The following is a 20,949-nucleotide window of genomic DNA, read 5'->3' on the forward strand; positions in this document are numbered from 1 at the left end:
GTTCGGGTTTTAAGGCGCGTTTAACCACCTATGTCGGCACGAACATCATAGGCGGCAAAGGTCGCCATGGTGAGAATCTTTGACACCGAATCCGACAACTGGCAGATCTGCACCGGTTTGGACAGACCGAGCAACAATGGCCCAACCACGGTTGCCCCACCCAGAGCCTCGATCAGCTTGGTGCCGATAGAGGCCGACTGAATGGCCGGCATGATCAGCACATTGGCCGGGGCCGTCAGGCGCTGGAACGGATAGTTGGCCCAGGTGTCAGGATTAAGCGCCACGTCCGGCGGCATATCGCCTTCGAACTCAAAATCGACGCCGCGCTTTTCGAGCAATTCAACGGCGCGGGCCACGCGTTCACCGCGCTCACCCGCCGGGTTCCCAAAGGTGGTATAGCTCATGAACGCGACGCGCGGGGTATGACCCATGCGGCGCACAGCCATAGCGGCCTCAATCGCGATATCGCCAAGCTCCTCCGGCGTCGGCAGTTCAGCCACGGTCGTGTCGGCGATGAACACCGTCTTGCCCTTAGCGAGGATGATCGACATGCCCATGACGCGACCGCCCGGTGCCGGATCGACCACGCGCAGCACATCTTCAAAGGCCTGATCGAAAGACCGCGTCAGGCCCGTCACCATACCGTCGGCGTGGCCGGAAATCAGCATGGCGGCGGCAAACGAATTGCGGTCAAGGTTGATCAGACGCTCGACATCGCGTTTGAGATAACCTTTGCGCTGCAGGCGGGAATACAAAAGCTGCGCATAGGCATCGCGCCGGTCGGTCAGACGGGCATTGATGATTTCAATGTTTTCTTCGGCCGGATTAAGGCCGGCCTTGCGCATGCTTTCATGCACCAGACTCTCACGACCGCACAGGATGGGCGTACCCAGTCCCTGCGCTTTAAAGGCATGGGCCGCGCGGATGACGCGAATGTCTTCGCCTTCGGCAAACACGATGCGCTTGCTTGGGCGCGACCGCACCGAAGCCGTGATGTTTTGCAGGAAACCCGCTGACGGATCAAGGCGCTGGGCCAAAACCTTCCGGTAAGCTTCCATGTCATCGATCGGTTTGCGCGCCACGCCGGTGTCCATCGCGGCCTGTGCCACAAACGGCGGCACATACCAGATCAGACGCGGATCGAACGGCGACGGGATGATGTAATCGCGCCCGAATTTCAGGTGACGGCCCTGATAGGCGGCGGCCACTTCGTCCGGCACATCTTCGCGGGCCAGTTGCGCCAGAGCCTGCGCACAGGCGATCTTCATCTCATGGTTCACGCGGCGGGCCCGGACATCAAGCGCGCCGCGGAAGATGTAGGGGAAGCCCAGTACATTGTTGACCTGATTGGGATAATCCGAACGACCCGTGGCGACGATGGCATCCGACCTGACCTTGGCCACATCTTCGGGCGTGATTTCCGGATCGGGATTGGCCATAGCAAAAATGATCGGCTGAGGGGCCATGGTGGCGACCATTTCCGGCGTCAGCACACCCTTGGCCGACAGGCCTAAGAACACATCGGCCCCGACCATAGCCTCAGCCAGAGTCCGCTTGGGCGTATCGGTGGCGTGGACCGACTTCCATTGATCCATATCGACCGTGCGGCCCTTAAAGACCACCCCGTGGATATCGACGACCGTGGTGTTTTCGGGCTTCACGCCCATCGCCTTGATCAGGCCGAGCGATGACAGACCGGCGGCACCGGCGCCACACAGCACGACCTTAACGTCTTCGAATTTCTTGCCGGTGACTTCCAGCGCGTTGATCAGACCGGCGGCGGCGATGATAGCCGTACCGTGTTGATCGTCATGGAACACCGGGATATCGGCCATGTCCTGAAGCGCGGCTTCGATGATGAAGCATTCCGGCGATTTGATATCTTCGAGGTTAATCCCACCGAACGCACCGGTGATGTTTTTCACGACCGTGATGAACTCATCGGGATCCTGCGTTGAGACCTCAATGTCAAAGCTGTCGATATCAGCAAAGCGCTTGAACAGCACCGACTTGCCTTCCATGACCGGCTTTGAGGCCAGCGCCCCCAGATTGCCCAGTCCCAGAATAGCGGTGCCGTTCGATATCACCGCCACCATGTTCCCTTTGGCAGTATAGTCGTAGGCAAGGTCAGGGTTTTCGGCGATCTTGCGCACCGGCACGGCCACGCCCGGCGAATAGGCCAGCGCCAGATCGCGCTGAGTGGCCATCGGCTTGGTAGCGGACAGGGCAATCTTGCCCGGCTGGGGGAACTGGTGCAGGTTTAGCGCTTCTTCATCACTGAAGGTCTGTTTTTCAATTGGCATGAGATACTCGGTTTCGGCCTTTTATATTATAAATTCCCGGTGATTTTTATTTTACGGGCTTTATATCAACACCTTAACAACAAAGGCGACTAAAATTTGTGCGCACAAAACTTCACTTAAAATATGCGTTTGTTTCTTAGGGTGCGCACACTTACCCCTACGTCAACTAAGGCTCCGAAAAATGACTGTGTAATGTGCCGCATAATAGCTAGGCACAAAGGTTAACAGTGTTTAAGTTATGGACATGAATGCTTCGTTTTCGACCCCCGACATAACCCCTGATGAGTTGGCGGCACGCTTAGAAGGTGCCACGCCCGTTATCGCCCAGTATATTGAAACCAAGGCGTCTCAACCCGATGCGCTGCTGTTTTTCCGCATGGGCGATTTCTATGAGGTGTTCTTTGAGGACGCCGTAAAGGCCGCGGCGGCCTTGGGTCTTGCGCTGACCAAACGCGGCAAATATCAGGGCGAAGACATCCCAATGGCCGGGGTGCCCGCCCATGCTGCCGAAGCCTATATCGCTAAGTTAATCCGCGCCGGTTTCCGCGTCGCCGTGTGCGATCAGCTCGAAGATCCGGCTGAGGCCAAAAAGCGCGGCTCAAAATCAGTCGTCAAACGCGGCATTGTGCGCATCGTTACCCCCGGCACCCTGACCGAAGACAGTTTGCTGGAGGCCAGTGGTGCCAACCGGCTGGTGGCTATATCTGCGCGTGCCGGCGTTATGGCGCTGGCCTGCGTTGAATTATCGACCGGCGAGGTTGAATGTCTGGAGGTCACGCCGGAAAGTCTGGGGTCGCACCTGTCGGCGCTGCGGCCCTCAGAAACCCTGATAGCTGACCGCCTGCTGGGCGATGAGGCGGTTTACGGTCTGGTCAAGGTTTTGGGCGGGGTCATTCAGCCTCAGCCGGGTGCTCTGTCCGATCCGGCGGCAGGTCTGACGCGATTAAAACGACTATACGGGGTTGAAACCCTTGATGGTTTTGGCGCGTTCAGTCCGGCGGAAGTCTCAGCTCTGGGTCTGATCGCCGCCTATATCGATGTTACTCAGGCCGGTAAACTGCCGGTACTCAAAGCGCCGCGCAGGCTGGGGGCCCAGACCTTTCTGGCCATCGATCCGTCAACCCGCGCCTCTTTGGAAATTGATCGCGCCCAGCGCGGGGGCCGCGAAGGTTCCCTGATCGCCGCCATCGACCGCACCATGACATCGGGCGGCTCGCGCCTGTTGTCGGCGCGGCTGGCGCGGCCGCTGATCGATCCGGTCGAGATCAATGCCCGCCTTGATGCCGTTGAGTGGCTGATTGAACGAAGACATCTGCGTCAGGACGTCCGCAATACCCTGCGCAGCCTGCCCGATATGGCGCGGGCCCTGTCACGGCTGGGGTTGGGGCGCGGGGGCCCGCGTGATCTTAAGGTCATCAAGGACTGCCTCAGCCATGCGGGCGGGTTGATCCAACTTTTGCAGTCGGCCGACCGTCAGACTTCGCCGCTGGAAACCCACCCGGCTGAGATCATGGCCCAGATCAGGGCGCTCACTGCTTCCGAAGCCGCCTCGGCCCTGAACTACCGGCTGGAGCAGGCACTGGTCGATGAGCCGCCGCTTATGGCCCGTGACGGCGGCTTTATCCGTCCGGCCTACAATTCCAATCTGAACGAGGCCATCAATCTGCGCAACGATAGCCGTCAGGTGATCCTGCAACTGGAGGCCCAGCTTCAGGTCGAGACCGCCCTGCCGCTCAAGATCAAATACAATGGCGTGCTGGGTTACTTTATCGAACTCTCGGCCAAACAGGCCGAAGGCATAGCTGCCCTACCTAATGCCGCCCACTTTATCCACCGCCAGACTCTGGCCAATCAGGTGCGCTATGCGACCACGGAACTGATCGATCTCGATAGCCGGATTCAGCGGGCGGCGTCCGATGCCCTGAACCTAGAACTGGCCATTTTCGAGGATCTGCGCGAAGAGGTGCGCCATCTGACCCACGAATTGCAGCAGATGTTCGATGCCGTCTGCGCGCTCGACGTCGCCTGTGCCGCCGCCGAATGGGCCGAAGATCATGAAGCCACTCGCCCGGTTATTTTCGATGGCCCGCTGTTTGAAGCCAAGGGCGCAAAACACCCGGTTGTGGTTCAGGCCCTGCGGGCTGAGGGTAAGCCGTTTACCCCCAATGACTGCTGCCTTGATGCGTCGGGGCAGAGCGGGGCGCGACTGTCACTGGTCACGGGGCCGAATATGGCCGGTAAATCGACCTTTTTGCGCCAGAACGCTATCCTGATCATCATGGCGCAGTCAGGTCTTTATGTGCCGGCCGCCTCGCTCAAGCTGGGGGTGGTTGACCGCCTGTTTTCACGCGTTGGCGCCGGTGATGATCTGGCGCAGGGGCGCTCGACCTTCATGATGGAAATGGTCGAAACGGCGGCGATCCTCAGTCAGGCGACCGATCGATCGTTTGTCATTCTGGATGAAATCGGGCGCGGCACGGCGACCTTTGACGGTCTGGCCATTGCGTGGGCGTCCGCCGAAAACCTGCATGAAACTATTCAGTGCCGCGCCCTGTTTGCCACCCACTATCATGAGATGTCAAAGCTGGAGCAATTGCTGTCAGCCTGCGAAAATATCTCGCTCACCGCCAAAGAGCACAATGGCGATCTGATCTTCCTGCACGAAGCCAGAAAGGGCGCGGCAGATCGCTCTTATGGGGTGCAGGTCGCCAAACTGGCCGGTATGCCTGCGCGTGTGGTCGCCCGCGCCCGCGATATTCTTGAACGATTAGAGTCAGAAAACGCCACGCGGCTTAAGCTGGATGACCTGCCGTTGTTTGCCAGCATCCAGCCCGAACCCGTCAAAAATGTTGCATCGCAACAACAATCCGAGGCCGAAAAAGCCCTGTTAGCGCTAAACCCTGATGATTTAAGCCCCCGTGAGGCCTTAGAGGTCATCTATCGTTTACGGAATCTGGTTAAGATAGAGGCTTAAACTTGCTAAACATCCGTTGCCAAATCTTTAGGGCATAACCACCTGTAGTTCATGTTGACCCACACCCACCCGCATCCTTACCAGTTCCGCATCAACGGACAGCTCCTGCGTCAGAAGCTGACGCAGGCCTATGAGGACTCGACGGGCGATGTCTATGATCTCAGGCGGCGGGCGATTGCGATCCTGAAAGAAGCGTGGGATCAGGGCCGCGAAAGCATCCTAAGCCACATCGACCATGAAAAAGGCGGGCTGTCGACCGCGCGCGCCGTGGCGAAATGTGCCGATGAAATCATCAGCGCGCTGTGGGACTTTACCCTGACCCACGTCTACCGCGCCCGCAACCCGACCGAGGGTGAGCGGCTGTCGCTGGTCGCCGTCGGCGGCTATGGGCGGGGTGAGCTTGCCCCCTATTCCGACATCGATCTTCTGTTTCTGCGGGCCTGGCGCGAGACGCCGCACTCAGAAAGCGTGATCGAGTTCATTCTCTACAGCCTGTGGGATCTGGGTTTCAAGGTCGGCCATGCCTCGCGCACGGTCGATGAAACCCTGAAATATGCCAGGGATGACCATACGATCCTGACCGCCGTGCTGGAGTTCCGTCCGATCGCCGGTGATCTGGATCTGGTGCAAAACCTCAAAGACAAGCTGGCATCCGATGTCATCCGCAACGGGGCCTATGACTTCATTGCCGCCAAGCTCGATGAACGCGACAATCGCCACGCCAAGCTCGGCGATGCCCGCTATGTGGTTGAGCCCAATGTTAAAGAGGGCAAGGGCGGCTTACGTGACCTGCATACCCTGTTCTGGCTGGCCAAGTTTCTGGCGGGCACCACGCCGTCACCGGTCAATAAGGGCTGGTTCGCGCTGGAAACCATACTGACCGATAAGGAACGCACGACCTTTTTGGCGGCCTTTGAGTTTTTGTGGAAGGTGCGCATCCTGCTGCACATCATCTCCGGGCGCGGCGATGACCGGCTGGGGTTCGATGTTCAGCCCGAAATCGCCCAGCGCATGGGCTATATCGATAAAAACGGCGAACCGGCCGTGGAGCGCTTCATGCGCCGTTATTTTGTGGTCACCAAAGAAGTCGGTGCCCTGACCCGTATCTTCTGCACCAAGCTTGAGGCCCAGCAGACCAAGCCTTTGCGTAAACTTAGCTACATGATCCAGTCGTCGATCATGTCACTGGCCAAGCCGGATCATCCGGGCTTTATTATCGATGCCGGCCGCTTAAGTGTGCAGTCGCCCGATATCTTCATCAAGTCGCCCGAAGCGATGTTTTCGCTGTTCAAGATGGCCGACCGGCTGGAGCTTGACCTGCATCCGGATGCCTTTACGGCTATCAACCGCAATTTGAAGCTGATCAATCCGGCTTTGCGGCGCGACCCTAAATCCGCCAAGCTGTTTCTTGATATCTTAGTGCGTGGCAAAAACCCGTACCGCACCCTGTCCCTGATGACCGAGACCGGATTGCTGGGGCGCTATATTCCTGAATTTGGCCATATCGTCGCCCAGACCCAGTTCAATATGTATCACGCCTATACGGTTGATGATCATACCCTGCGCGCCATCGGCATTATCCGCGATATCGAAACCGGCCGCTATACCGAAGACCACCCGCTATCGTCGTCGATCCTGCCGCATCTGGCGGACAAGGAAACGCTGTATCTGGCCATGCTGCTGCATGACGTCGGTAAGGGCGGCGAAGACGGTCAGGAAATCGGCGGCGAACGGGCCGCGCGCAAAGCCTGCGAGCGGCTGGGCCTTAAAGACTGGCAGATCGATCAGGTGGCCTGGCTGGTGCGCAATCATCTGGTGCTGTCGGATTTTGCGCAAAAACGCGATGTCTCTGACCCCGAAACCATTGCCGCCTTTGCCCGCATCGTCGAAACGCCGGAGCGCTTAAGGCTGCTGCTGGTGCTGACGGTGGCCGATATCCGCGCCGTTGGGCCCGGCGTATGGAACGGCTGGAAAGGGCAGTTGATGCGCGACTTGCTGCATGCGACCGAAGCCGTCTTCCGCGGTGGCCGCGAAGCCGATGCCGCGGGCTTTGCGCGTGAGAATATCCGCGAACGCTCTGAGGCCATCCGCAGCCATCTGATTGCTCAAAAGCCAGATATCCGCGACTGGCTGGCCACGATGGAAGATTCCTATGTGGTTGCGTTTAGTGAAAGTGAAATCCTGGATCATGCCGTTCTGGCGCGCTCCGCCGAGGCCGGCCAGCCGTCGGCTCTGGCCTATGTCGACCCCAAACGCAATGCCACAGCCTTATCTGTGGCTGCCAAGGACCGGCCCGGCCTGTTTGCCGATCTGGCCCGTGCTCTGGCTAATCTTGGCGCCAACGTCGTCGGTGCGCAGGTGTTCACCTCAAAAAACGGACTGGCGCTCGATATCTTCTATGTTCAGGATATTCAGGGCCTGCCCTACGGCCACGATACCGAACGCAATCTGAAACTGGCCCAGAGCGCGCTTGAAAAGGCGGCTGTAGGCGGAGCCAAGCCGCTGGAGATGGGCCGCAAACCGCTGGCGGCGCGCATGGCGGCGTTTGCAATCGCGCCGACCGTGGTGTTTGACGACGATAGCTGCAACCATGCCACCATTATCGAAGTCTCAGGTCGTGATCGCTCCGGGCTTTTGGCGGATATCGTCGACACTTTAAGTCAGGCGAAACTGAATATCGCCTCCGCCCATATCGATTGTTATGGGGAGCGCGCGGTCGATGCCTTTTATGTCAATCCGGCCAATGACGATCATGCCCACCTGAACAAGAACCAGAAATCCCTGCTAAAAAAAGAGCTGCTGAAAGTGCTTGATCCGGAACTTAAGCAGACCGGCAAGGTGCTGGCTAAGGCTCGGGCCTCTTTAGCCAGATAGCTAAAGCTTAAAGCGGGCATACTCTTCCGGCACCTCAATGCCATAGAGGTATCCACCGTACATGGCCATCAGCAGATAGGTCACATAGCCGCCGATACCAACCACCATCAGCAGCATAATCCAGGCGGCGGGCCGGTTCTTTTTCTTGAAGATATCAAAGGCGATGCAGCCCATATGGGTAAACAACGCCATGACCGCCAGTCCATAAAAACCATAGGCCAGATAGTGCCACGGATAGGCCTGAAACTGGGCGGCGATGAAATAGGCATTGGTGTCGAGGTTCAATACATACCGCGCCACCCCGATCATAGCGACATGCACAATCATAAAGACGGCCATGTAGATGCCGGATGCCGCCTGTAGCTGATGGATGATGTCCTTGCGCTCCGTCCATATCTCACGGCACAGGGCGTAGCCGGTGATGATCTGCATAGTCAGGGCCAGAAACAGGCCCATTTCCACGATCGGATGGCGATAAACCAGACGCACAGCGTCCATGAACTGAAGGCTGGCGTCCATGCCCATCAGTCCCACCAGATGATTTGTCAGATGTAAAATAAGGAAAGCAAAGACGACTGCCCCCGAAGTCTTATGCAGGCTTTCCATCTGTACGCTGCGGGCCCCCGCCCCTCGAAACCGTGCCTTATTTAAGTCTCATTTTCAGTCGGCTGAAAAGAGGTTTTTTCAAAAAACTTATCTAAATCTGATTTTTGTTGCATTCGTGCCGATGTTTAGCGCGTCAGGCGAATTTGACCGCCTGCATTATGGGGTTACCGTGGCTTTCTGACAAAATCGAAGAAGACCGGCGCACAATCGCCCAGCTTTTTTTCCTCATAGCGCGTGGTGACATGATCGGCCGGCGGTATATTCCACGCGGCTTGACCTTCGGCAGGCCAGATGAAATCAGGATTGGCCAGGAACCGCTCCAGCGTCCAATCGGCATAGTCAGCCCAGTCGGTCGCAAAACGCACCCGCCCGCCGTCTTTCAGCACCCGCGCAAAGGCTGCAATGGTTTCCGCTTGAATAAAGCGGCGCTTATGGTGGCGCGCTTTCGGCCACGGATCGGGGAACATGATGAAAATGCGCTCGATAAATCCATTGGGCAATTGATCAATCAGCGGACGCACGTCGCCTGCCAGCAGGCGCACATTGGTCAATCCCGCCTCATCGATGTGGCGCAGGGCCGAGCCGACCCCGTTCAGGAACGGCTCTCCGCCCATGATAAGGGCATGCGGATGACGACCCGCTTGCGCGGCCATATGCTCACCACCGCCAAAACCGATCTCAAGCCACACTTCGCTCGCCTCAGCATGTTCCGCGCGCGGATCGGCCACGATCCTGGCCACCCGCGCTTCATCCAGCACGATCTGCGGCAGAAGGCTATCGAACAGGCTGGCCTGACGCGGCTTTAAGGTGCGCGCCTTGATGCGCCCGAATGAGCGCATCGGCCCCCAAGTAGGAACATCTGTCGGTGTGTCTTGAGATTTAGTGTCGTCGGTCATGCGGCGCTTTTAGGCACTATTTTAAAGAAACTCTAGGGGGCAAGCCCCCTAGAACCCAAAACTTTCCATTGCCTCACTAAAACGACGAGCGCAACGCCTCAACCAGATCGGTCTTTTCCCATGAGAATCCACCGTCATTATCCGGCGTACGACCAAAGTGGCCATAGGCGGTCGTGCGCTCATAGATCGGCCTGTTCAGGCCGAGATGGGTGCGGATCGCGCGCGGCGTCAGACCCCCGATCAGTTCCGGCAGCAGCTTTTCGAGTGCTTCGGCATCGACTTCACCGGTGCCGTGGGTATCGACATAAAACGACAGCGGCTTCGACACCCCGATCGCATAGGACACTTGAAGCGTACATTTTTTAGCGAGGCCGGCTGCTACCACATTCTTGGCCAGATAACGCAGGGCATAGGCGGCCGAGCGGTCAACCTTGGTCGGATCCTTACCCGAAAATGCGCCGCCGCCATGAGGGGCCGCTCCGCCGTAGGTATCAACGATAATCTTACGGCCGGTCAGGCCAGCGTCACCATCCGGCCCGCCAATGACGAAATTACCGGTCGGATTGACCAGCCACTCCGTTTCATCGGTCACCATGCCTTCGGGCAGAACCTCAAGCGCATAGGGCTTTATGATCGCAGCCACATCGGCCGGTGACAAACCATTATGGTGTTGGTGAGACACCAGAACTTTCAGAATGCGGCTGGGCACACCGTTTTCATAAAGCACGGTGACCTGCGACTTGGCATCCGGTTCCAGAGACTTGGCCTCACCGCTGTGGCGGGCCTGTGCCAGACGATGCAGGATATTGTGAGACCATTGCAGCGGTGCAGGGGTCAGTTCTTCCGTTTCATCAGTGGCATAACCGAACATGATGCCCTGATCACCGGCGCCCTCGTCCTTATCGTCGCCTGAATCGACACCCATAGCGATATCCGCTGACTGCGCATGCAGGTGGCAGGCATAGTCCGCCGCGGCCCAGTGAAAGCCCTTTTGCGCGTAACCGATATCCTTAACGGCATGTCGCACCTTGTGCTCAAGCCCGCCAATGATGTCTTCGATCACATCATCATCGGCGCGCACTTCACCGGCCAGAATAATGCGGTTGGTCGTGACCATCGTCTCACAAGCCACGCGCGCTTCGGGGTCCTTGCTCAGAAAGGCATCGACCACGACATCGGAAATACGGTCGGCGACCTTATCCGGATGGCCTTCTGAGACGCTTTCGGAGGTGAATATATAGGAAGGACGCATGACTGGCTCCACCGTGAACTAATGCCATAACCATATAAAGATATGTTTATATGACTTCAAGGCCTATCATGACGCAAATAAGCCCTGCCGTTGGCAGGGCTTATTTATCAGAGTTCAAATATTCAAAACCGCCGTTAAGCGTCTTCGTCTTCCGCCAGCGTGCGCACCAGTTCCAGAATACGACGGCGCTGCTTGGTGCTCTTGATACGAGGGAAGGCTTCAGCCAATTCGATACCCTCGGTCGTCATCAGAAAGCCATGCACGAACTGCTCAGACTCGGATTCCGAAAAGCCCTCAACCGCCTCTGACTGGCCATAACCTTCAAAGAAATAAGCCACCGGCGCTTTAAGTGCCTTGGAAATTTCGTAAAGCTTTGAGGCGCTGATACGGTTCGAGCCGCGCTCATATTTCTGAACCTGCTGGAAAGTCAGATCGATCGTTTCGGCCAAACCTTCCTGTGACATGCCTAAAAATTTACGGCGCATCCGTACACGTGCGCCGACATGCAAATCGACCGGGTTTGGCGACCGGTCCGTTTTTGAGATATCGTCCAATTTCTGCCTCTGTAAAAAACTATACCTGACCTTAAAGGCTGGGGTCCCAGATTTAACAGCACCGGCCACACACGCCGCCGCTATCGTTTAACTGGTTTTTTTGACCGGCCTTAACAAAGTATTATACGGCAGAAGAATCAAGCAAAAAATTGAAATAAAGGTGACATAAATGACATGAAATTTTCCGTGCGCGGTAAGTTTTACCACTTTTGGTATCATTACATCAATGTAACCCGAATGCCCTGTCCCAAGTTTAGTTGACGGTATTACACGACCCAGTGGATCAATAACAACAGATATTCCCGTAGGTGTTGACCTTACCATAGGTAAACCTTGTTCAATAGCGCGATATGCTGACAGATTTAGATGCTGAACCGGCCCGCTTGTTGGCCCAAACCAGGCGTCATTGGAAATATTAACAATCCACTCAGGCCGGTTATCTTTTTTACCAAAGCTGTAGTTACTTTGGTCAAGGGCAGGAAACAGTCCCTCATAACAAATCAGCGGCAGGAATGCTGGCAGACCGTCAACCGACATCGCTTTTGTTCTGTCGCCCGGCGTGAAGCCATCACCAATATTAACCAGATTTTTCAGCCCTATCCTGGCCAGCAGATTTTCAAACGGCAGAAATTCTCCGAACGGGACTAATTTAAATTTATCATATGCTGCTACGATGCGCGTTTCATGCGCTTTTTGTTGAATAACCAGCATGGTATTGCGCCAGACCATATTACCGGACTTATCAAGGTCAGAACGATAGACTCCCATCATCAGCGTCTGATCCGCCTCCAGCAAACGGGCAAAAACCTCAGACGTCCACGAACTGGCCGAAAACAGCTCCTCAGCCGAGGCCGGTAATGCCCCTTCGGGCCAGATCACAATATCAGGCCGACGCCCGTAATCAGCGCCCTGCGCCGACCATTTGGCATATTTGGGCGCCGCACGGGTCATGGCCACATAGTCGCGGACGATGCGGGAAAACTCACTTTCCGTCCATTTGGCCTCCTGCCCGATATTGGTCTGCACCAAACGCACCGAAGTCTCGGACGGTGTGATCTGTGTACTGATCAAACGATACTGGCCGAAAGCAAAACAGACCCCTAAGGCCCCGGCGGCGACCATGACGGGACGATACCCTTTAAGCCCCAGTGCCGGTTTGATGATGGCAATGCTGGCAAAGGCCATGACGGTGATCAGGCTCAGGCCGTAAACCCCAACCACAGCCGCCATCTGCGACATGGCTGAGCCGGCTTCCCAGCTCGCGCCCGCCGGATTCCACGGAAAGCCAGTAAATATCCAGCCGCGGATCATCTCAAATCCGCAGAACCAGACGGCAAAACACAGCAGGCTTTTCACGCCGGATTTGGGCGCGAAACGGGCATAGACCGCACCAAACAGCCCCCAGAAAAAAGCGATCATGGCGGGCAGGATCATGACCGCAAACGGCGCCATCCAGCCAAAGGTTTCGGCATCGACCAGAAAGGCTTCGGCCACCCAGAAGCAACTGATCAGAAAATAGACAAACCCCGCCCAGAACCCGACCGCAAACGCGCGCTTCAGCGGTTTTGGCCCCAGATCACTGTTGAGCACATAAAGCAGCAACCCATACCCGAACAGGCCCGGCAAAAATCCAAACGGCGGATGGGCCAAGGCCGCCAACGCCCCGGCCAGGGCGGCCAGCCGCTTGGGGCCCAGATATTGCGGCCCAAGAAAGCGCATATAAGGCGAAAGTTTTGCACCAAACGCCGCAATCCGTGTCCGGATATCCTCTGAAAGCATGTGGCGCCCTTATTCGTCTTTGTCTGTGTCTTCGGACATTTGCGCCTCAGTCAGCGGATGCAGACGCAGGCGCTTGATCCGGCGGGTATCGGCATCCATGACTTCAATATCAAAGCCGGCAGATTTATGACGCACAACCTCACCCCGGCGCGGCACCCGCCCCGCCAGAACAGCGACCAGCCCCCCCAGAGTATCGACCTCTTCTTCGGTGTCTTCGGGGTAAAGCGTAAGATTCAGCCGCTCCTCAAGGGTTTTAAGCTCAACCCGGCCATCGGCCTCAATCACGCCCGCCCCATGTTCGATAATATCAAGGGCGGCGTCATCATCATATTCATCGTCAATGTCACCGACCACCGCTTCGATCAGGTCTTCCATCGTCACCAGACCGTCCGTGCCGCCAAACTCATCAATGACCATCGCCATGTGCGTGCGTTCAGTCTGCATCCGCAGCAGCAGTTCATGGGCCTTCATCGACACCGGCACATAGAGCACATCCCGTCTCAGTCGGTGCAGTATCGGCTCGGCCCAGTTCGGCCCTGATCCATCGACCGTTTCCGGCGACAGCACCTTGAGCAGATCTTTGATGTGCAACACCCCGATCGGATCATCAAGGGTTTCGCGAAAGATCGGCAGGCGCGAATGTTCGCTCTCAATGCAGATTTTTACAACGTCTGCCAGGGTACATGACACATCCGCTGCCACAATATCCGCGCGCGGGGTCATAACGTCGGCCACGCGCAGGGTCTGAAATTCACGGGCGTGATTGATGAGATCGGCGGCGACATCCTTAGCCAGACTGAGGGGGTCCGCGTCGACGTCCTCAGCGGCGGGCTTGCCCCAGCCAAACAGGGACAGGATGGATTTTTTTGAGGCTATCTGTGACGATTGACTCGCCGGGTCGTCGGAGCTGGGCATGATGTTAAGGGATATCAGGTCTCATCTGTCAAATAGGGATCGGCAATATTCAGGCTTTTGAGGACTTCGCGTTCAAGATCTTCCATCTCCTGTGCCTCGGCCTCAACCATATGATCATAGCCTAATAGATGCAGCGCGCCGTGTATACTGAGATGTGTGACATGGTTAGCCAGAGTCTTATTCTGCTCCTTAGCTTCGCGCACGCAGGTCTCAAGCCCCAGCGCCATGTCCCCCAGATGGGCGATGTCGGTAACCCCTGCGATCTTAGGCGCCGGAAATGACAGCACATTGGTCGGTGCATTCTTCTGACGGTACTGTTTGTTAAGGTCCTTCATCTCGGCATCGTCAGTCAAAAGCACGACAATATCGGCCTGTTGGCTGGTTTCCAGATGGGCAAAAGTCGCCTCGATCGCCGTCTGGATCAGGTACGGCGCATTAGGCAGGACGTCGAGCCAGTCATCATGCTCAACCTCAATATCAACCAGAACTTGGTTCTCCATCAGGATTCCTTAAATTCGTTATCATAGGCGCGCACAATCCGCGCCACCAGTTCATGCCGCACCACGTCATCGGCGGTCAGGCGCGACACGCCGACCCCCTCCAGCCGCCCCAAAAGAGCCACCGCATGGGCCAGACCGGATTCACGGGCATTGGGCAGATCAACCTGTGACGGATCACCCGTCACCACCATCTTTGAGCCTTCGCCCAGACGGGTCAGCACCATCTTCATCTGCTGCTTAGTGGTGTTCTGCGCTTCATCGATAATGACATAGGCGTTTGAAAGTGTGCGCCCACGCATATAGGCCAGAGGGGCCACCTCAATTTCATTGCGTTCACGGCGCTTACGCAAACCATCCGCCCCCAGAATATCATCCAGCGCCTGCCAGATCGGCATCATATAGGGATCGACTTTTTCATTGAGGTCACCGGGCAGGAACCCCAGCTTCTCACCGGCTTCAACGGCAGGACGCGCGATCACCAGACGGTCCACCGCGCCCTTCATCAGCAATTGTGTGCCGTGCGCCACCGCCAGAAAGGTCTTGCCCGACCCTGCCGGCCCAAGGCCAAACACCAGCGATTTGGTCAAAAGCTGCTGAAAATAGTTGGCCTGCCCTTCGGTCTTGGGCACGACAGCACCCTTGCGGCCCATGACAACCACATGGGAGTTTGAGTGATGATCCGCCCAGGCGGGGGTCTTACCCAACGGATTCTGGATCAGTAGCCGCACATCGGCCTCAGAGATATCCAGCCCCTTATCAAAGCGTTTTTTAAGGGCTGCAAATATGGCTTTGGCCTTCTGACGGCCTGCCACATCGCCGGTGATCATCAGCCCGCCACCTGGGGTTTCAACCAGCACATTATAGGCCCCTTCGATCAGGGCCAGATAGCGTTCATTCGGGCCGGTCAGAGCCAGAACCCCGTCTTCGCTCAGTTCGATAAAGTCGTCAGTTACAGTGCTCAAGCCATCTCTCTTATAAGTTCGCCCTGCAAACTGTTGTTGCCCAGAGCGACAATTTTGACCGGGACGATCTGTCCGATCAGGTGGGCGGCGTCTTCAGCAAAGACTGAGTGCAGCCACGGCGAGCGGCCAATGCCCTGTTCATTATGGCGGCCGCGCTTATCAAACAGCACGTCAATGGTGCGGCCCACAAGACCGGCCTTAAAGGCCTGCTGCTGCTCGATGATCAGGGCCTGCAGCGCCTTGAGGCGTTCATCAGCTTTCCTTTCGTCAACCTGACCCGGCATGGCGGCGGCAGGTGTCCCCGGCCGCTTTGAGTATTTAAACGAGAACGCCGAGGCATATTCGACCTGACGGATCAGATCCATGGTGTCCTCAAAATCCTTATCGGTCTCACCGGGGAAGCCGACGATGAAATCACCGGACATGGCGATCTGCGGATTGGCCGCCTTAATGCGGGCGATCAGCTCGATATAGCTTTCGCGCGTATGCTTGCGGTTCATAGCGCGCAGGATCTTGTTCGAACCCGATTGCACCGGCAGATGCAGGTATGGCATCAACTGCGGAATGTTGGCATGAGCCTGGATCAGATCATCGCCCATATCGTTCGGGTGGCTGGTCGTATAGCGGATGCGATCCAGACCGCGGATACCCGCCAGCTCTTCCACCAGACGCGACAGGGTCGATTCCGCACCGCTTGCGTCCGCGCCGTTAAAGGCATTGACGTTCTGGCCCAGCAGGGTGACTTCGCGCACGCCCTTATCGGCCAAACGGCGCGCTTCGTCCATAATCTGCGCCACCGGACGCGACCATTCCGCGCCGCGCGTATAGGGCACCACGCAGAAGGTACAGAACTTGTCGCAGCCTTCCTGCACCGTCAGGAACGCGGTCGGCCCTGAAACTTCGCGGTTGGCGGGCAACTTATCGAATTTCTCATCGGCAGCAAAATCAGCCAGCAGGCGCTCACCACGCGCGCGGGTCGTGCGGGCAATAAGCTCCGGCAACTGATGATAGGCCTGCGGCCCGACCACCAGATCAACCGCCGGCGCCCGGTTCATGATCTCGGCCCCTTCGGCCTGAGCCACGCATCCGGCCACAGCAATGGTCATGCGTCCGCCGCCACGCGCCTCTTTATCTTCGCGCATTTCCTTAAGACGGCCAATCTCAGAATAGACCTTTTCGGCGGCTTTTTCACGGATATGGCAGGTGTTCAGCAGCACCAGATCAGCGTCTTCGGGGGCGTCAGACATGACATAGCCCAGCGGGCGCAGGACATCGGCCATGCGCTCACTGTCATAGACGTTCATCTGACAGCCGTAGGTTTTGATATGCAGGCGCTTTTGGCCCGTCGTTTGAACAGCGGACGGTTCGGGAGATGCGGTTTCACTCATGCCGCAGCTTATGAGCGTTTGGGCCTTTTTTTTCAAGAGAGAAGACAGGATTTTATCCACAAGCCCGCCACGATTCCCATGAACGCCAATTGCTCAATACTGATTGTTGTTGATCATTTTGTATGATAATTGGATGAAAACAATAATACTGAGGAAATGCCGCCCATGACGAATGCCCTAGCCGCCCCTCTGTCACGCCGTTCGGTTTTGTATGCGGGATTTGCCGTCCCGTTGCTGGGGGCGTGCGCCGGATGGCCCCGCAGCCTGTCCGCCAAACAGGTCTCGGTCACCGTTCCGTTTGATATGCCGTCGATCACCGTGCCGGATTTTACGGGTGCGCAGCGTTTTGTGATCACCGATTTTGGTGCCTCGCAAGGTGACCAGACCGCCACCTCCGCCGCCATCGCCAAAGCCATAGATGCCGCCCATGCTGCCGGTTCCGGCACGGTGGTTATCCCCGAAGGCACATGGCCGACCGGGCCGATCCATTTCAAAAGCCATGTTAATCTGTATCTGGCTAAAGGCGCGGTTCTGCTGTTTTCCGAAAAACCCGAAGACTATCTGCCTGCCGTGCAGACCTCATGGGAGGGGATCGAGTGTTTCAACTATTCGCCGCTGGTCTACGCTTTTGAGTGCGAAAATGTCGCCATTACCGGCGAGGGCAAGCTGAAAGCCAAACTCGATGTCTGGCAGCTTTGGTATAAGCGCCTCAAGCCGCACATGGACGCGCTGGTGGCACTCTACAACATGGCCTATCACAATGTGCCGGTGGCTGAGCGCAACATGGCGGTTGGCGACAATAATCTGCGGCCGCATTTTGTGCAGTTCAACCGCTGCCGCAACGTCCTGATCGAAGATATCTCCGTTGAGGACAGCCCGTTCTGGACGATCCATCCTCTGCTGTGCCGCGATGTCGTCATCCGCCGCGTCAAAATCCGCGCTCACGGCCACAACAACGACGGCGTTGATCCGGAAATGAGCCAGAATGTGCTGATCGAGGACTGCCTGTTCGACCAAGGCGATGATGCCGTCTCGGTCAAGTCGGGCCGTGATATGGACGCCTGGCGGCTGAATACGCCTGCAAAAAACATCGTCGTGCGTAACTGCCGGATCAGAAACGGCCACCAACTCATGGCCATCGGCAGCGAATTATCAGGCGGCATCGAAAACGTCTTTGTCGATAATTGCCACTTCATCGGCGACGGCAAGGGTGAGGACGGCTGGGCGGTGCCGATCAACAATCTGCTGTTCGTCAAAACCAATGAACGGCGCGGTGGCTTTGTGAAGAACATCCACATGTCAAACGTCAGCGCCACCACCATCAAGGGCAGTATTCTGGCCGTTGAGACCGATGTGCTCTATCAGTGGCGCACCCTTTTGCCGACCTATGTGCGCAAACTGACCCCGATCGAGGGCCTGCATGTGTCAAACATCGCCGTGGGTGAAGCCAAACACCTGTGTGCCATCTCAGCCGAGGCCGAAATGCCGGTGAAAAACGTCAGCCTGCGGGGTGTGACGGCACAGACCTTAACAGGCGCGCCGGTCGTGACCAAAAATGTCGAAGGGTTTGTAAATAGCTGACTAGGCCTTAGTGTCTTCATCAAGCGGCACGCCGTACAGTTCCAGCTTGTGGCCGACCAGCTTAAAGCCCAGTTTTTTGGCGAGCGCTTCTTTTAAGGACTCGATTTCCTGATCGAAAAACTCAATGACCTGACCGGTCTTGATGTTGATCAGGTGATCGTGGTGATCGTCGCCGGCCTGTTCATAGCGTGAGCGGCCATCGCCAAAGTCATGGCGTTCGACCACACCGGCTTCTTCAAACAGGCGCACGGTGCGATATACGGTCGCCAGCGAGATGTGCGGATCAAGGGCAGCCGCGCGGCGGTAAAGCTCCTCAACGTCGGGATGGTCGGTCGCCTGAGACAGGACACGCGCCACGATGCGACGCTGATCGGTCATGCGCATGCCTTTTTCAATGCACTGCTTTTCGATACGATCCATGAGGATGACGCTCCCGTATTTAGCTTTATTCCAACCGGTTTCGACGCGGTAATGACAGGTTTAAGGATTGATGACCGCAAGTGCAAGACAGAATGTCGCAGGCGTCACGCCAAATTCAGTCTCAGCACATGACCATCGACCGGCGGGCCGATACGGCGGCTGTAATAGGATTTGCGCAAACCCACCCGCTCAAACCCCAGTTTTTTATAGAGCGACAGTGCCGCCGGATTGTCGACGGCGACTTCGAGGAAGATACTCTCGCCGCCAAGGCCTTTAAGCTCGTCAATTACCGCCGTAAGCAGGGCCGTGGCCATACCACGATTTTGCAAGTCAGACCGCGTCGCCAGTGTTAATATTTCTGCTTCTTGAGAAATATACGACAAGAACACAAATGACTGGATTTTATCATTTATTTTTACGTATTTGGCCAAGGTTGTATTTTTGGCCAATATTTCTATAAATTCAGAATCTTTCCAGCCAAAATCAAAGTTTTGTTCGTGAATTATAGAAATATCAGGATCGTAATGACTAATATTTTCGATAATCATGTCACCGGAGGCTCCGTATCGAAGCGCACAATGCGTTTGTCGGACACCTTGGCATCAGGTTCGCGAATATAGACCGGCTTGACATCCGAGCGGTCACGGCCATCGAAAACCAGACGCGCCATAGCTGCCGGAGAGGGGGAAATCTGCGGTATGACTGCGGCCTGAGGCCAGTATGACCGGACGTGGTCGCAACCACTGCCGGTCACAACCGCCACGTCAGACAGGGTATCCGCATAGGCCCGCAAAGACTCATTGTCATTAATATTCAATGCCATAGGCGAAGTGATTGCGGCCATACCGGCAAAGGCCTGCACATAGACCTGACCACGTCCGGCCTCGATCACCACCAGACGCCGTGCGTTCTCCAGCCCCCTAAACGCCGCCATCGCCTCTAAGGTTGAAAAACCACGCAAAGGCACACCCGCCCCTTCCGCCAGACCTTTGGCAAAAGACAAACCGACCCGCAACCCCGTAAACGAGCCCGGCCCCAGCGTTACACCGACAAAATTCAGCGCCTTTGTATTAATTCCCGTTTTATGGAAACAATTCCAGATTTGTGGGCCGATATGCTCCTGATGGCCGCGACTCATTAATGCGGTATCATCATAAAGGCACGTCAGGCCATTCGGGCCATTTTCGTAGAGGCCGACAGTACACGCGCCTACTGAGGTATCAATAACCAGCCCCAGCACCTTAGAGCACCGACTCCACGTGCTTTACTTCCGGAACATAGTGCTTCATCAGCGATTCAACGCCCTGTTTCAGGGTTGCCGATGATGACGGGCAGCCCGAACAGGCCCCGCGCATGTGTAGCCACAGGGTGCCGCTGTCGACATCAAAGCGGTCAAACTCGATATCCCCGCCGTCTTGCGCCACCGCCGGACGCACGCGCGTTTCCAGCAGTTCCTTGATCTCGGCCACAATCTGCCCCAGCTCGCCGTCATAGACGGTTTCTTCTTTAGCAGCCTCGGCCTCATTCAGGATCGGCTTGCCCGATGTGTAGAAATCCATGATCGCGGCCAGAATCGGCGCTTTGATCTGCGCCCAGATCAAGCCAGCCTCAGGATCGCGGCGCACGGTCAGAAAGTCATGGCCGAAATAGACGCCGGACACGCCATCAATCTGAAACAGGCTAAGCGCCAGCGGTGACTTTTCCGCCTCGCTCTCAGTGCGCAGATCAAGCGAGCCGCCCGCCAAGACCTCACGGCCGGGGATAAACTTGATCACGTCAGGATTAGGTGTGGCTTCGGTCTGAATAAACATAGGTGTATTCCTAGAGCGTTTTTCCATCAAATGGAATCATTTGATGGATCAAAAAGAGCGACCGCTAAAAATCCAGAGCATTTCATCTGATGCAATCAGATAGAAATTGGCTCTAGGACTGTAACGCCTCACAT

The 20,949-nt window shown here is 56.6% G+C and carries 17 protein-coding genes; 3 read left to right on the forward strand and 14 right to left on the reverse strand.

All coding sequences use genetic code 11. From position 1 onward, the window contains the following. Positions 1-20 precede the first annotated feature (20 nt). Positions 21-2,303 carry an NADP-dependent malic enzyme gene (locus PQU98_RS11470; protein ID WP_272745080.1) on the reverse strand — a complete coding sequence of 761 codons (2,283 nt, stop codon included), beginning with the start codon at positions 2,301-2,303 and terminating at the stop codon, positions 21-23. A gap of 244 nt (positions 2,304-2,547) precedes the next feature. Between PQU98_RS11470 and mutS the strand changes: the two genes are divergently transcribed. Next, positions 2,548-5,277: a DNA mismatch repair protein MutS gene (gene mutS, locus PQU98_RS11475; RefSeq protein WP_272745495.1), complete on the forward strand. Its 2,730-nt coding sequence runs from the start codon at positions 2,548-2,550 to the stop codon at positions 5,275-5,277. 51 nt (positions 5,278-5,328) lie between these two features. Then, positions 5,329-8,151: a [protein-PII] uridylyltransferase gene (locus tag PQU98_RS11480; RefSeq protein ID WP_272745081.1), complete on the forward strand. Its 2,823-nt coding sequence runs from the start codon at positions 5,329-5,331 to the stop codon at positions 8,149-8,151. On the opposite strand, the gene PQU98_RS11485 is transcribed toward PQU98_RS11480, so the two are convergent. The 9 genes from PQU98_RS11485 to miaB form a co-directional block, all read right to left on the reverse strand. Continuing rightward, the gene (locus PQU98_RS11485; RefSeq protein WP_272745082.1) at positions 8,152-8,757 is read right to left on the reverse strand and encodes a hypothetical protein; all 606 of its coding nucleotides are present in this window, start codon (positions 8,755-8,757) and stop codon (positions 8,152-8,154) included. A gap of 164 nt (positions 8,758-8,921) precedes the next feature. Beyond that, positions 8,922-9,653: a tRNA (guanosine(46)-N7)-methyltransferase TrmB gene (gene trmB, locus PQU98_RS11490; protein ID WP_272745083.1), complete on the reverse strand. Its 732-nt coding sequence runs from the start codon at positions 9,651-9,653 to the stop codon at positions 8,922-8,924. A 76-nt stretch (positions 9,654-9,729) separates the two neighbouring features. Further along, a complete protein-coding gene (metK, locus tag PQU98_RS11495; RefSeq protein WP_272745084.1) occupies positions 9,730-10,905 on the reverse strand; it encodes a methionine adenosyltransferase in 1,176 nt (391 codons plus the stop codon). A gap of 134 nt (positions 10,906-11,039) precedes the next feature. Then, complete coding sequence (locus tag PQU98_RS11500) at positions 11,040-11,459, reverse strand: helix-turn-helix domain-containing protein (RefSeq protein WP_189484996.1); 420 nt, start codon at positions 11,457-11,459, stop codon at positions 11,040-11,042. Between the two features lie 87 nt (positions 11,460-11,546). Continuing rightward, positions 11,547-13,238: an apolipoprotein N-acyltransferase gene (gene lnt / locus PQU98_RS11505; RefSeq protein ID WP_272745085.1), complete on the reverse strand. Its 1,692-nt coding sequence runs from the start codon at positions 13,236-13,238 to the stop codon at positions 11,547-11,549. Between the two features lie 9 nt (positions 13,239-13,247). Further along, complete coding sequence (locus PQU98_RS11510) at positions 13,248-14,153, reverse strand: hemolysin family protein (RefSeq protein ID WP_272745086.1); 906 nt, start codon at positions 14,151-14,153, stop codon at positions 13,248-13,250. A gap of 14 nt (positions 14,154-14,167) precedes the next feature. Beyond that, positions 14,168-14,653: an rRNA maturation RNase YbeY gene (gene ybeY / locus PQU98_RS11515; RefSeq protein ID WP_272745087.1), complete on the reverse strand. Its 486-nt coding sequence runs from the start codon at positions 14,651-14,653 to the stop codon at positions 14,168-14,170. Next, positions 14,653-15,615, reverse strand: coding sequence for a PhoH family protein (locus tag PQU98_RS11520; RefSeq protein WP_272745088.1), 963 nt, complete (start codon positions 15,613-15,615; stop codon positions 14,653-14,655). Before PQU98_RS11520 ends, ybeY begins: the two co-directional genes overlap by 1 nt. Further along, positions 15,612-17,003: a tRNA (N6-isopentenyl adenosine(37)-C2)-methylthiotransferase MiaB gene (gene miaB, locus PQU98_RS11525; RefSeq protein ID WP_272745089.1), complete on the reverse strand. Its 1,392-nt coding sequence runs from the start codon at positions 17,001-17,003 to the stop codon at positions 15,612-15,614. The genes PQU98_RS11520 and miaB overlap by 4 nt, the downstream gene beginning before the upstream one ends. 165 nt (positions 17,004-17,168) lie before the next feature. Here miaB and PQU98_RS11530 point away from each other — a divergent pair, with 165 nt between their 5' ends. Then, complete coding sequence (locus tag PQU98_RS11530) at positions 17,169-18,584, forward strand: glycoside hydrolase family 28 protein (RefSeq protein WP_272745090.1); 1,416 nt, start codon at positions 17,169-17,171, stop codon at positions 18,582-18,584. Here PQU98_RS11530 and PQU98_RS11535 read toward each other — a convergent pair whose 3' ends face one another. The 4 genes from PQU98_RS11535 to PQU98_RS11550 all read right to left on the reverse strand — a co-directional run bounded on the left by PQU98_RS11535 (position 18,585) and on the right by PQU98_RS11550 (position 20,815). After that, a complete protein-coding gene (locus PQU98_RS11535; protein ID WP_272745091.1) occupies positions 18,585-19,004 on the reverse strand; it encodes a Fur family transcriptional regulator in 420 nt (139 codons plus the stop codon). 104 nt (positions 19,005-19,108) lie between these two features. Then, a complete protein-coding gene (locus PQU98_RS11540) occupies positions 19,109-19,552 on the reverse strand; it encodes a GNAT family N-acetyltransferase (RefSeq protein WP_272745092.1) in 444 nt (147 codons plus the stop codon). Further along, positions 19,549-20,244, reverse strand: coding sequence for a tRNA (adenosine(37)-N6)-threonylcarbamoyltransferase complex dimerization subunit type 1 TsaB (gene tsaB / locus PQU98_RS11545; protein WP_272745093.1), 696 nt, complete (start codon positions 20,242-20,244; stop codon positions 19,549-19,551). Before tsaB ends, PQU98_RS11540 begins: the two co-directional genes overlap by 4 nt. A gap of 1 nt (position 20,245) precedes the next feature. After that, positions 20,246-20,815 (reverse strand): NifU family protein, encoded by a 570-nt coding sequence (locus PQU98_RS11550; protein ID WP_272745094.1) that lies wholly within the window; start codon positions 20,813-20,815, stop codon positions 20,246-20,248. Positions 20,816-20,949 lie beyond the last annotated feature (134 nt).

Origin of the sequence: Asticcacaulis machinosus (assembly GCF_028550435.1) — a bacterium.
In the GTDB taxonomy this organism is placed as follows: domain Bacteria; phylum Pseudomonadota; class Alphaproteobacteria; order Caulobacterales; family Caulobacteraceae; genus Asticcacaulis; species Asticcacaulis machinosus.

What these genes read in the sequence shown, in the direction of transcription:
- PQU98_RS11470 (WP_272745080.1), bottom strand. Translation starts at nt 2,303, where the DNA reads ATGCCAATTGAAAAACAGACCTTCAGTGATGAAGAAGCGCTAAACCTG.
- mutS (WP_272745495.1), top strand. Translation starts at nt 2,548, where the DNA reads ATGAATGCTTCGTTTTCGACCCCCGACATAACCCCTGATGAGTTGGCG.
- PQU98_RS11480 (WP_272745081.1), top strand. Translation starts at nt 5,329, where the DNA reads ATGTTGACCCACACCCACCCGCATCCTTACCAGTTCCGCATCAACGGA.
- PQU98_RS11485 (WP_272745082.1), bottom strand. Translation starts at nt 8,757, where the DNA reads ATGGAAAGCCTGCATAAGACTTCGGGGGCAGTCGTCTTTGCTTTCCTT.
- trmB (WP_272745083.1), bottom strand. Translation starts at nt 9,653, where the DNA reads ATGACCGACGACACTAAATCTCAAGACACACCGACAGATGTTCCTACT.
- metK (WP_272745084.1), bottom strand. Translation starts at nt 10,905, where the DNA reads ATGCGTCCTTCCTATATATTCACCTCCGAAAGCGTCTCAGAAGGCCAT.
- lnt (WP_272745085.1), bottom strand. Translation starts at nt 13,238, where the DNA reads ATGCTTTCAGAGGATATCCGGACACGGATTGCGGCGTTTGGTGCAAAA.
- PQU98_RS11510 (WP_272745086.1), bottom strand. Translation starts at nt 14,153, where the DNA reads ATGCCCAGCTCCGACGACCCGGCGAGTCAATCGTCACAGATAGCCTCA.
- ybeY (WP_272745087.1), bottom strand. Translation starts at nt 14,653, where the DNA reads ATGGAGAACCAAGTTCTGGTTGATATTGAGGTTGAGCATGATGACTGG.
- miaB (WP_272745089.1), bottom strand. Translation starts at nt 17,003, where the DNA reads ATGAGTGAAACCGCATCTCCCGAACCGTCCGCTGTTCAAACGACGGGC.
- PQU98_RS11530 (WP_272745090.1), top strand. Translation starts at nt 17,169, where the DNA reads ATGACGAATGCCCTAGCCGCCCCTCTGTCACGCCGTTCGGTTTTGTAT.
- PQU98_RS11535 (WP_272745091.1), bottom strand. Translation starts at nt 19,004, where the DNA reads ATGGATCGTATCGAAAAGCAGTGCATTGAAAAAGGCATGCGCATGACC.
- PQU98_RS11540 (WP_272745092.1), bottom strand. Translation starts at nt 19,552, where the DNA reads ATGATTATCGAAAATATTAGTCATTACGATCCTGATATTTCTATAATT.
- PQU98_RS11550 (WP_272745094.1), bottom strand. Translation starts at nt 20,815, where the DNA reads ATGTTTATTCAGACCGAAGCCACACCTAATCCTGACGTGATCAAGTTT.